Origin of the sequence: Pseudomonas sp. NFXW11 (genome assembly GCF_049887815.1) — a bacterium.
Classification (GTDB): Bacteria; Pseudomonadota; Gammaproteobacteria; order Pseudomonadales; family Pseudomonadaceae; genus Aquipseudomonas.
Map to the genome: position 1 here is coordinate 1 of NZ_JAGEKI010000022.1, position 12,247 is coordinate 12,247.

Annotated in this window: 9 protein-coding genes; 8 read left to right on the plus strand and 1 reads right to left on the minus strand. The window is 64.2% G+C overall.

Going from position 1 to position 12,247, the window contains the following annotated elements; all coding sequences use genetic code 11:
- The coding region (locus J4P02_RS26480; RefSeq protein ID WP_146146908.1) for an integrase core domain-containing protein at positions 1-78 on the plus strand (78 nt) is incomplete at its 5' end.
- Positions 79-133: 55 nt separating this feature from the next.
- Here the strand turns inward: J4P02_RS26480 and xthA are convergent.
- A complete protein-coding gene (gene xthA / locus J4P02_RS26485; protein WP_426195919.1) occupies positions 134-946 on the minus strand; it encodes an exodeoxyribonuclease III in 813 nt (270 codons plus the stop codon).
- 174 nt (positions 947-1,120) lie between these two features.
- Between xthA and J4P02_RS26490 the strand changes: the two genes are divergently transcribed.
- From J4P02_RS26490 to J4P02_RS26520, 7 genes are all read left to right on the plus strand, one after another.
- Positions 1,121-1,771 carry a GNAT family N-acetyltransferase gene (locus tag J4P02_RS26490; protein ID WP_426195921.1) on the plus strand — a complete coding sequence of 217 codons (651 nt, stop codon included), beginning with the start codon at positions 1,121-1,123 and terminating at the stop codon, positions 1,769-1,771.
- A gap of 64 nt (positions 1,772-1,835) precedes the next feature.
- Positions 1,836-3,563 (plus strand): autotransporter assembly complex protein TamA, encoded by a 1,728-nt coding sequence (locus J4P02_RS26495; RefSeq protein ID WP_426195923.1) that lies wholly within the window; start codon positions 1,836-1,838, stop codon positions 3,561-3,563.
- Entirely contained in the window at positions 3,560-7,237 is a 3,678-nt protein-coding gene (locus tag J4P02_RS26500; RefSeq protein WP_426195925.1) for a translocation/assembly module TamB domain-containing protein, read from the plus strand. Before J4P02_RS26495 ends, J4P02_RS26500 begins: the two co-directional genes overlap by 4 nt.
- 211 nt (positions 7,238-7,448) lie before the next feature.
- Complete coding sequence (locus J4P02_RS26505) at positions 7,449-7,922, plus strand: MarR family winged helix-turn-helix transcriptional regulator (RefSeq protein WP_426195927.1); 474 nt, start codon at positions 7,449-7,451, stop codon at positions 7,920-7,922.
- A complete protein-coding gene (locus J4P02_RS26510; RefSeq protein ID WP_426195929.1) occupies positions 7,919-9,388 on the plus strand; it encodes an efflux transporter outer membrane subunit in 1,470 nt (489 codons plus the stop codon). The genes J4P02_RS26505 and J4P02_RS26510 overlap by 4 nt, the downstream gene beginning before the upstream one ends.
- A gap of 15 nt (positions 9,389-9,403) precedes the next feature.
- Entirely contained in the window at positions 9,404-10,603 is a 1,200-nt protein-coding gene (locus tag J4P02_RS26515; protein WP_426195931.1) for an HlyD family efflux transporter periplasmic adaptor subunit, read from the plus strand.
- Positions 10,604-10,671: 68 nt separating this feature from the next.
- Positions 10,672-12,201, plus strand: coding sequence for a DHA2 family efflux MFS transporter permease subunit (locus J4P02_RS26520; protein ID WP_426195933.1), 1,530 nt, complete (start codon positions 10,672-10,674; stop codon positions 12,199-12,201).
- The last annotated feature ends 46 nt before the right edge of the window (positions 12,202-12,247 follow it).

Consider the following 12,247-nt stretch of genomic DNA (forward strand, 5'->3'; position numbering starts at 1 on the left):
GTGCAAATCTACAACACGGAGCGGCCTCACATGGCCCTGAAAAACAAAACGCCCGATGCGGTGCATCGGGCGTTTTGAGGCCTACTGGCCTACCTGTATAGGTGTAAACCTATTTCAGGACTAGACATGTCGATCAGCTCAGCTCGAGCCAGATCGGTGCATGATCCGAAGGTTTTTCCATGCCGCGCAGCTCATAGTCGACACCCGCGGCCTTGACCCGTGGCAGCAGGCCCTGGGAGGCCATGATCAGGTCGATGCGCAGGCCGCGCTTGGGCTCGTCCTCGAAGCCGCGGCTGCGGTAGTCGAACCAGCTGAAGCGGTCGTTCACCTCGGGGTTGAGGTGGCGGAAGCTGTCCACCAGGCCCCAGTTCTTCAGGCGTGCCATCCATTCGCGCTCTTCCGGCAGGAAGCTGCACTTGCCGGTCTTCAGCCAGCGCTTGGCGTTATCGGCGCCGATGCCGATGTCGCAGTCTTCCGGGGAAATGTTCACGTCGCCCATCACCACCAGCGGCTGGTCGTTGCTGAAGCGGCTTTCCAGCAGTTGCTGCAGATCACTGTAGAAGCGCTGCTTGGCCGGGAACTTGGTGGGGTGGTCACGGCTTTCACCTTGGGGGAAGTAGCCGTTCATGATGGTCACCGGGGTGCCATTGGCATCGGCGAAGGTGCCCCAGATAAACCGTCGCTGGGCATCTTCCTCATCGCCCTCGAAGCCCTTGTGCAGGGCCAGCGGCGCCTGGCGCGAGAGCAGGGCGACGCCGTAATGGCCTTTCTGGCCGTGGTAGTGCACGTGATAACCCAGGGCCTGGACTTCGGCCAGGGGGAACTGCTCGTCGGCCACCTTGATTTCCTGCAGGCCGATCACATCCGGCTGATGCTTGTCGATCAGCGCCGCCAACTGATGGGGGCGGGCGCGCAGCCCGTTGATATTGAACGAGACGATCTTCATGGTCGGCGGTCCTGGCAAAACAGCGATGCTAGCCGACAACGCCCGGGTCGACCAGCGTGGCAGCGCCCTGCATGCACTGCTAATGTCCTTGGGCGCGGGAACGATCAGCACCGCGCCAGGTTCGTAATAACAAGAGCGCGGTGCTTGTAGCCGAGCCCAGGGGAGACGACCGACATGCCTGATACCTCCAATGCCATTGCCGATATCCATCTGCTCGACGGCGGCTATTCCCGCGAAGCGCGGTCGCTGCTGTACCAGGCCTATCGCCACGAGCCGACCTTCGCTTTTATCTTCGAATCCGAACGCCCAGGTTACGAGCAGCGCGTGCGGGCCACGGTGCGTGAACTGGTGAAACAGCATTTCTTTCAGGAACTGCCAGCCATCGGCCTGCTGCTCAACGATCGCCTGATCGGCATCGCCCTGATCGCTCCGCCGCAACGGCGCCTGGGCATTACTGAAAGCTGGGCCTGGCGCCTGCGCATGGTGTTGCGTACCGGTTTTCGCTGCACTCGGCGCTATCTGGAATACCACGAATCGGTGCAGGCCTGCCTGCCCAGCGCTGCCGTGCATGTGCTGCCGTTGTTGGCAGTGCATCCGCAATTTCAGGGGCAGCATTTCGGCGAGCAACTGCTGGAAGCGGTGCACAACTGGTGCGCTGTGGATGAAAACTCCCAGGGCGTGGTGCTCGATACCGGCAATCCGCATTACCTGCAGTTCTACAAGCGCCAGGGTTATCAGGACATCGGCGAGATTGCCGTAGGCCCGGTTCGTGAACACGTGTTCTTTCACCCGAGCCCGCAACGCTTACAAAGAGCAACAGGCTGATATAGAACTTTCCCTAAGCTTGAGCGCTCTATCGCCTTCCCAGCTCGTGATAGCATCCGCGCCTATGAAGTTTTCCGGAAGATTTACCAGCGGCTTGTTGCTGTTGTTCACCAGCTGTGCGGCGCTGGCGCAGAGCGAATTGGCAGTGCGGGTCAAGCCCGCCAACGATGAGCTGAAAGCCAATGTCGAGGGTTACATTGGCGATCTCGGTGATCGCGATGAACAAGCCTTGCTGCGCTTCAGCCGAGGCGCCGAGGAGCAGGCGAAGAAAGCCGCCCAGGCCCTGGGTTATTACCAGCCGCATATCGAAACTGAAGTTCGCGGAGGCGACAAGCCGCGCCTGATGCTGCGCATCGACCCTGGCGAGCCGGTGCATCTGCGGGATGTGACCATCCGCGTCGAAGGTCCGGCGGCTTCTCTCAAATCCTTTCGTACCCCTGACAGCGAGCAGCTCAAGCCTGGCGCGGTGCTCAACCATGGGCGTTATGAAGACGCCAAGCGCCTGATCCAGAACCAGGCCTCGCGCTACGGCTTCTTCAGCGGGCGTTTTGTTCGCCAGCGGCTCTCGGTGGACCCTGCGGCCGGCGTTGCCGATATCGAACTGGTGTACGACAGCGGCCCACGCTACGCCTTGGGCAAAGTCAGCTTCACCGGGGACTCGTTGTTCGACGAAGACCTGCTGCGGCGCATGGTGCCGTTCAAGAACGGTACGCCCTACGACTCCGAACTGATCGCCGAACTGAATCAGGCCCTGCAATCGAGCGGCTATTTCGAGGGCGTGCGGGTCGATGCGGCGCCGACTGCCGCCGAGCACGAAGTGATTCCGGTGGCGGTCCAGCTCGACACCCGCAAGCCGCGGACCATGGGCCTGGGCCTGGGCTATTCCACCGACGTTGGCCCGCGGGTCAAGGCCAACTGGACCCGGCATTGGGTCAACCCCCAAGGCCACAGTTACGGCTGGGAGGCGGAAGTCTCGGCACCGCGGCAGAACGTCGGCCTGTGGTACGACATCCCCCTGGATCCGCCCCTGACCGACAAGCTGCGCTTTGCCGGCGGTTACCAGAATGAAGAAATCGCCGGCACCGACACCTTGAGCAAGTTGCTGACGCTGGGCCCCGAGTGGCACAGCAAGCTGCCCAGCGGCTGGCAACGGGTGCTGTCGCTGAAGTACCAGCGTGAGGAATATCGCCTCGGGGATGACTCGGGCCTGAGTAACCTGCTGATGCCCGGCCTTACCTATTCCTACCTGCGCAGCGACAACCGCATCGACCCGCACAACGGCTATCGCATTCAGTTCGACACCAAGCTGGCCAAGGAAGGCGTCGGTTCCGACACCAACCTGCTGTACGGCACGGTGCTGCTCAAGGGCCTGACCACGGTCTGGGACAATCATCGCTTTCTTGGCCGGGTGCAGTTCGGTGGTAGCGCCACCAATGGCTACAAGTCGATTCCGCCGTCGCTGCGCTTCTTTGCCGGTGGCGACCAGAGTGTGCGTGGCTACGACTATCAGACCCTGTCCCCGGAAAACTCCGAAGGCGATCGCATCGGCGGTCGCTACATGGTGGCCGGCAGCGTCGAGTACCAATATTCCATCGCCGAGAAATGGCGGATCGCGACCTTTATCGACCAGGGCAATTCCTTCAACAAACTGGAGTTGCCCAACCTCAAGACCGGGGTCGGCCTGGGGGTACGCTGGGTGTCGCCGGTGGGGCCGATCCGCGTCGACCTGGCCCACGCAATGAATGATGACGGAGGTATCCGCTTGCACTTCTCCATGGGGCCAGAGCTGTGAAGCGTGGGCTGCAGATAACCCTGCTGGCGATTCTGGCGCTGGTGTTGCTGGTCATTCTGGCTGTGGCCAGCATTCTAGGCACCCAGGCCGGCAGTCGCTGGGCCCTGGGGCGGGTACCGGGCCTGACCCTGGAAAATTTCAACGGCCGCCTGGGCGGGCAATGGAGCGCCGAACAGCTGCTCTGGCAGCAGGATGGCAACCGGGTCGAGCTCGATGCCGTGACGTTCGCCTGGTCACCCGCCTGCCTGCTGCGCATGACCCTGTGCATCGAGCAGTTGCAGGCCGAGCAGGTCAGCCTGGTGTTCCCGCCCAGTGGCGAAGCCGAGGCCAGTTCGGGCCCCATCAGCCTGCCGGAACTGAAACTGCCACTGGCCATCGAACTGGGCCAGGTGCAGGTCGGACGCCTGCTGCTCGATGGCAGCGAACAGCTCAAGGGCTTGCAACTGGCAGCGCACTGGACCGCCCAAGGCATGCAGATCGACGCCCTGCACCTGCAGCGCGACGACCTGAGCCTGGACCTTTCCGGGCTGCTGCAACCCAGCGGCGACTGGCCGCTGACGGCCCAGGGCAACCTGGGTTTGCCGGCTCCCGGCGGTGGCCCCTGGTCCCTGGCGCTGAAGGTCGAGGGCGACCTGCTCAAGACCCTGAAGCTGCACGCCGACAGCAGTGGCTACCTGCAAGGGCAGTTGAGCGGCGAACTGCAGCCCTTGGCAGAGAACCTGCCGGCAGAGGTGCGCATCAGCGCCGATGGCTTCAAGGCCAGCGCCGAGCTGCCGGATACCCTGCAACTGAATCAGTTGGAACTCACCGGCAAGGGTGACCTGAAGCGCGGCTACCAACTCGTGGGCAAGGCCAGCCTGCCGGCGGAGCAGGGGCCCGTGGCGCTGTTGCTGCAAGGCAAGGTCGATGCCCAGGGCGCCGAGATCGCCACCCTGGACCTGAGCGCCAACGATAAACAGCAGCTCAAGCTCAGCGGGCAACTGGACTGGAGCCAGGGGTTCTCCGCCGAGGCCAAGCTCGCCTGGCTGGATTTTCCCTGGCATCGCCTGTATCCGCTGATCGACGAACCGGCAGTGCAGGTGCGCAGCTTCAATGCCGAAGTGGCGTATCGCGATGGTCATTACCTGGGCAACTTCCAGGGCCAGCTGGATGGCCCGGCCGGTGCCTTCAGCCTGGGCAGCCCGTTCAGCGGTGACCTGACGCAGATCTTCCTGCCGCAGTTCAAGCTGGCGGCCGGCCAGGGCAAGGCCGAAGGCCACCTGAACCTGAAGTTCGCCGAGGGTATCGCCTGGGATACCGCCCTGGAACTGTCGGCCATCAACCCGGCCTACTGGCTGGCGGAGCTGCCCGGAACCCTGGCCGGCCCGCTGCGCAGCCAGGGCGAAATGAAAGACCAGCAGCTCAAGCTCAATGCCGACCTCGACCTCAAGGGCCGCCTGCGCGGGCAGCCGGCAGTGCTGCAAGCCAAGGCCGACGGCGCCGGGCAGCACTGGCAACTCAATGCCCTGGATATCCGCCTGGGTGACAACAGCATCAAGGGCCAGGGCAGCCTGCAAGAGAAATTGGCCGCGCAGCTGGAGATCAAGCTGCCGCGCCTGGGCCAGCTCTGGCCGCAACTGCGCGGGCAGCTCAATGGCCGGGTCGATCTGGCGGGCACCCTCAACGCGCCACAGGGCAAGGCCGAGCTGACGGGGCAGCAACTGGCCTTTGCCGATAACCACCTGCAAAACCTCAAGCTGGACGCTCACCTGGATCGGGCGCAAAAGGCCCAGCTGGACCTCAAGGGCAGCGGTATCCAGGTCGGCGACACCCAGCTGGGCAGCCTGACCCTGGCCGGCCAGGGCGATATCAAGCAGCAGAAGCTGCAACTGGACCTGCAAGGCCCCTTGTTGAAACTGGCCCTGGGCGTGGACGGCACCCTGGACCAGGGCAACTGGCGCGGGCGCCTGGCCAGCGGCGAAATCCAAAGTGGCGGCCAGGACTGGAAGCTGCAGAACCCCGCCAAGCTGGAGCGCCTGGCCAATGGCACGCTGAATTTCGGTGCCCATTGCTGGGCCAGTGGCGACGCCAGCCTGTGCGGCGAGGACCAGCGGCTGATGCCCGACCCCAAGTTGCGCTATCACCTCAAGCGCTTCCCCATCGACAGCCTGGCCCAGTGGCTGCCCAAGGACTTCGCCTGGAAGGGCCTGCTCAATGCCGACATCCAGCTGGACTTGCCAGCCAGCGGTCCCAAGGGCCAGATCCTGCTGGACGCCAGCGGTGGCACCTTGCGGGTCAAGGACAAGGAGCAGTGGCTGGATTTCCCCTATCAGACGCTCAAGCTCGACAGCCGCCTGAGCCCGCGACGCATCGACAATCAGTTGCAGTTCGATGGCGGCAAGCTGGGCCAGTTGATGCTCCAGGCGCAGATCAATCCGCTGGCGAAGAACAAGCCGCTGTCCGGCGAGTTCCGCCTCAGTGGCCTGGATTTGTCGGTGGTGCGACCCTTTGTGCCCATGGTGGAGAAACTCGCCGGCAACCTGGATGGCAGCGGTCGCCTGTCCGGTGGCCTGCTAGCGCCCCAGGTCACTGGCAACTTGCAGCTCAGTGGCGGGCAGGTGTCGGGTTCCGAGTTGCCCGTCAGCCTTGAAGACCTGCAACTGACCGCGCAGATCATGGGCGAGAGCGTGCGTCTGGACGGCGGCTGGAAAAGCGGCAAGGCCGGGCAGGGCAGTCTCAACGGCACTATTGCCTGGGGCCGGGCGCTGCGGGTGGACCTCGCCCTCAAGGGCACGCAACTGCCGGTGACCGTCGAGCCCTACGCGGCGCTGGAGGTGGCACCGGACCTGAAGATCTCGCTGCAGGACGACAAGCTGGCGATTGCCGGCAAGGTGCTGATCCCCAAGGGCCAGATCACCGTGCGCGAACTGCCGCCGTCGACGGTCAAGGTGTCCGAGGACACGGTGATCGTTGGCCAGCAGACCGACGAGGGCAAGAAACCCATGGCCATGGCGATGGATATCGATGTCGACGTCGGCCGCGAAAAACTGGGCTTCAGCGGCTTCGGCCTGACCGCCAACCTCCAGGGCCATGTGCATATCGGCGACAACATGGACACCCGTGGCGAGCTGTGGCTCAACGACGGGCGTTACCGCGCCTACGGCCAGCGCCTGAGCGTGCGTCGCGCGCGGCTGCTGTTTGCCGGTCCCATCGACCAGCCGTACCTGGATATCGAAGCAGTGCGCCAGACCGACAATGTGATCGCCGGTATCCGCCTCAGCGGCAGCGCCGAGCAGCCCACCACGCAGATCTTTTCCGAACCGGCCATGAGCCAGGAGCAGGCCTTGTCCTACCTGGTGCTGGGGCGCCCGCTGAGTTCCGGCAGCGAGGACAACAATATGCTGGCCCAGGCCGCGCTCGGCCTGGGGTTGATGGGCAGTTCGGAGCTCACTGGCGGCATCGCCAAGAACCTGGGCATCCAGGACTTCCAGCTGGACACCCAAGGCAGCGGCAACAACACCAGCGTGGTGGCCAGCGGGGCGATTTCCGAGAAGCTCAGCCTGCGCTATGGGGTTGGGGTATTCGAGCCGGCCAGCACCATCGCCTTGCGCTACAAACTGAGCAAAAAAGTCTATCTGGAGGCGGCCAGCGGTTTTGCCAGCTCCCTGGACATCTTCTACAAGCGCGACTTCTAGCGCCCGCTAGCCGCTGCCGCAACCTGCGGCAGCGGCTGCGCTTTCTCTCTACCGCCACCTGGCACAGCCCTCGCCGCCGCGCTCCGATGAGTCGCGGCGTTACCGCTGATCATGCCAATAAAGAGCAAGCTAATTATTCCATTGACATTGGCTGCCTAGGCAGTAATATCTCGTCACACACTCCCTGCCTAGGCAGCTAATTGGTGGCCAGATGCAACATTTCCAACCGGACGATTTCCACAATTGCCATCTCGGCCTGCTGCTGGGGCGCGCCGCCCTGCTCAAGGACCGGATCATCGACACCCATATGGAACCCCACGGCATCACCGCCGCGCAGTTCAAGGTGCTGATCATCATGGCCCAGTTCGGCGTCGATACCCCGGCCGAACTGTGCCGCCACCTGTCCCTGGACAGCGGTTCGATGACCCGCATGCTCGATCGCCTGGAACAGAAGGACTTTCTCGCTCGCCAGCGCTCGGAGCATGACCGGCGCCAGGTGCGACTGGTGCTCACCGAGGAGGGGCAGAAGCTCGCCAACCGGCTGCCACATATCGGCGCCGATGCGATGAACGAGCTGGCTGGCGCCATCACGCCCGAAGAGCTGCAGACCCTGGAACAGATCCTCAAGAAAATCTTGCTGGCGGCCGGTGACCCGATCACCCTTTTGCGGATAGGTGACAAATGAGCAGTAGAACCTTGCGTACGCGCCTCAGCCTGGTGCTGTTGGCCATGAGCCTGGCCGGCTGTGCCAGCTACAGCGGCCTGGATACCAGTGGTGTGAGCCTGGAGGCGAAAAGCCTCGGCGCCGGGCAGGCCTTGAATGGCGTGACCCTGTCGCCGGCCGCCTGGCCGCAGCACGACTGGTGGAAAAACCTGGGGGACAGCCAGCTCGATGGGCTGATCGAGGAAGCCCTGCGCGACAGCCCGGACATGCAGATCGCCAGCGCCCGGGCCCATCAGGCCAGTGCTGCAGCCTATGCCGCGGATGCCGAGCGGATGCCGACCCTGGACGCCAGCGCCGGCATCAGCCGTTCGCGCCTGGCTCGGGATCAAGACCCCCAGGGCCGTGGCGGTGCCTATTCCACGGTGCGCAATCTGGGCGCCAGCTTCAATTACAACTTCGATCTCTGGGGTGGCCAGCGGGCCAACTGGGAAGCCGCGCTGGGCCAGGCCCGGGCTGCGGAAATCGACCGCCAGGCCGCTAGCCTGACCCTGGCCGCCGATGTCGCCCGGGCCTACAGCGACCTGGGGCGGGCGCATATCGTCCACGACCTGGCCGATGAAGACCTCAAGCGCACCCGGCAGATGCTCGACCTGAGCCGGAGCCGCTTGAGCGCCGGGATCGACAGCCAGTACCAGTACCAGCAGACCGAAAGCCTGGAAGCCAGCGCCCAGGCCAGCTTGATCGACAGCGAGAAACAGTTGCAGAGCGCCCGGATCGCCCTGGCGGTATTGCTCGGCAAAGGCCCGGATCGGGCCGACCACATCACCCGGCCGAAAGTCTTGCAGGCCAGCGCCGTGGCACTGCCTTCGGTGTTGCCGGCCGAGCTGCTGGGCCGCCGCCCCGATCTGGTGGCGGCACGCTGGCGGGTGGAGGCGGCGAGCAAGAGCATCGACGCCAGCAAGACCCGCTTCTATCCCAACCTCAACCTGAGCGCCAGCGCCGGCGCCGAGTCGTTGCTGGGGGATGCCATGTTCGGTTCCGCCAGCCGCTTCTTCAGCATTGCGCCCACCGTGTCGCTGCCGATTTTCGATGGCGGCCGCCTGCGGGCCAACCTGGATGCGCGGGATGCCGACTACGACCTGGTCGTGGCGCAATACAACAAGATCCTGGTGGGCGCCCTTGGCGATGTCAGCGATAGCATCTCCCAACTGCGGGATATCGGCCGGCAGATCGCCGCTCAGCAGCACGCCACTGATATTGCCCAGGACTCCTACAACACCGTGGTCCAGCGCTACGGTTCGGGCATCGGCAACTACCTGGATGTACTGAGCATCGAGCAGCAACTGCTGCAGGCCCAGCGCCAGCTGGCCACCCTGAATGCCCAGCAGATCGATCTGTCGATTCAATTGATGCAGGCGCTGGGGGGCGGTTTCAGCACTCAGAACCTGGCTTCCGCCGCCCCGACCCCAGCCCCGCAGCGCAACTAATTCGAGGTATTTGTCATGGCCACTGCCGATACTCAAACCCCTGGAAACACCCCGGACGCCGCCAACTCGCGCAAGCGCAAAGTCATGCTGCTGGGGCTGACGGCCATCGTCATCCTCGGCGGCCTGGGCGTATTCGCCTGGCACGAACTCTACGGGCGCTGGAATGAAAGCACCGACGACGCCTATGTGAACGGCAACGTGGTGGAAATCACCCCGCTGGTTACCGGCACGGTGGTCAGCATCGGCGCCGATGACGGCGACCTGGTGCACGAAGGCCAGGTGCTGATCAACTTCGACCCCAACGATGCCCAGGTCGGCCTGCAAAGCGCCGAGGCCAGCCTGGCCCGTACCGTGCGCCAGGTGCGCGGCCTGTACAGCAACGTCGACGGCATGCGCGCCCAGGTGGCGGCGCAGAAGGCCGAAGTGCAGAAAGCCCAGGACAACTTCAATCGCCGCAAGAACCTGGCGGCCAGCGGGGCGATTTCCCAGGAAGAACTGTCCCATGCCCGGGATGACCTGACCTCGGCGCAGAACGCCCTGGCCAACGCCCAGCAGCAGCTCAATACCACCAATGCCCTGGTGGACGACACCGTGGTTTCCAACCACCCGGATGTGCAGTCCGCTGCCGCGCAATTGCGCCAGGCCTACCTGAACAATGCCCGCAGCACCCTGATCGCGCCGGTCACCGGCTATGTGGCCAAGCGCACCGTGCAACTGGGCCAGCGGGTCCAGCCGGGCACCGCGCTGATGGCGGTGATTCCCCTGGACCAGCTGTGGATCGACGCCAACTTCAAGGAAACCCAGCTGCGTGACATGCGCATCGGCCAGCCGGTGGACATCGAGGCGGATATCTACGGCAGCGACGTGAAGTACAGCGGCACCATCGACAGCCTGGGCGCCGGCACCGGCAGTGCCTTCGCCCTGCTACCGGCGCAGAACGCCACCGGCAACTGGATCAAGATCGTGCAGCGGGTGCCGGTGCGTATCCATATCAATGCCGAGGAGTTGGCCAAGCACCCGCTGCGGGTCGGCCTGTCGACCCTGGTCAAGGTCAACCTGCGTGACCAGAGTGGCCCGGTACTGGCCCAGCAGCCGCCGCAGAAGGCCTCGTTCAGCACCAATGTCTACGACCGTCAGCTGGGCGAGGCCGATGCCTTGATCGCCCGTCTGATCCACGACAACAGCGCAGCCATCGGCAAGACCGCCCAGCGCTGATTCGCCAATCCGCCCACCGTGGCCTCAGCTAGAGGTCGCGGGGCCAGCCCTGTTCCCAAGGATTCGCGATGAGCAATAACGCCTCTTTCACGCCCCCCAGCCTGCTGCTGAGCACCATCGGCCTGTCGCTGGCGACCTTTATGCAGGTGCTCGACACCACCATCGCCAACGTGGCCTTGCCGACCATTTCCGGCAACCTCGGGGTGAGCGCGGAGCAGGGCACCTGGGTCATTACCTCGTTCGCCGTGAGCAACGCCATTGCCTTGCCGCTGACCGGCTGGCTGAGCCGGCGCTTCGGCGAAGTGAAGCTGTTTATCTGGGCCACCCTGCTGTTCGTGCTGGCCTCGTTCCTGTGCGGTATCGCCACCTCCATGCCCGAGCTGGTGGGCTTCCGGGTGCTCCAGGGGGTGGTGGCCGGTCCGCTGTACCCCATGACCCAGACCCTGCTGATTGCCGTCTACCCGCCGGCGAAACGCGGCATGGCCCTGGCGCTATTGGCGATGGTCACGGTGGTGGCGCCGATTGCCGGGCCGATTCTCGGCGGCTGGATCACCGACAGCTACAGCTGGCCGTGGATCTTCTTTATCAATGTGCCCATCGGCCTGTTCGCCGCCTGGGTGGTGCAGCAGCAACTCAAGGCGCGGCCGGTCGTCACCAGCCGCCAGCCCATGGACTACATCGGCCTGTTGACCCTGATCATCGGCGTCGGTGCGTTGCAGATCGTCCTCGACAAGGGCAACGACTTGGACTGGTTCGAATCCAATTTCATCATCATCGGTACGCTGATCTCGGTGATCGCCCTGGCGGCGTTCGTGATCTGGGAAATGACCGACCGCCATCCGGTGGTCAACCTGCGGCTGTTCGCCCACCGCAATTTCCGCATCGGCACCATTGTGCTGGTGGGGGGCTATGCCGGGTTCTTCGGCATCAACCTGATCCTGCCGCAATGGTTACAGACGCAGATGGGCTACACCGCCACCTGGGCCGGCCTGGCAGTGGCGCCGATCGGCATCCTGCCAGTGGTGATGTCGCCTTTTGTCGGCAAGCATGCGCACAAGTTCGACCTGCGGGTACTGGCCGGCCTGGCGTTCCTGGCCATCGGCCTGAGCTGCTTTATGCGCGCGGGTTTCACCAATGAAGTGGACTTCCAGCATATCGCCCTGGTGCAGCTGTTCATGGGCATTGGCGTGGCGCTGTTCTTCATGCCGACCCTGAGCATCCTGATGTCCGACCTGCCGCCCCACGAGATCGCCGACGGCGCCGGCCTGGCGACCTTCCTGCGGACCCTGGGCGGCAGCTTTGCCGCGTCCCTGACCACCTGGATCTGGATTCGCCGGGCCGATCAGCACCATGCCTACATGAGCGAGAGCATCAGCGCTTACGATTCGGTGACCCGGGATGCCCTGAGCAATCTCGGCGGAGCCAGCACCAAGGCCTATGCACAGCTGGACCAGGTGCTCACCAGCCAGGCCTACATGCTGTCGACGGTGGACTACTTCACCTTGCTGGGCTGGGGCTTCATGGGGCTGATCGTGCTGGTGTGGCTGGCCAAGCCGCCGTTTACTGCCAAGGCCGGTCCGGCTTCTGCGGGGCATTGATGCACCTGGGTGGCGAGGGAGCTTGCTGCCGCTGGGCTGCGCAGCG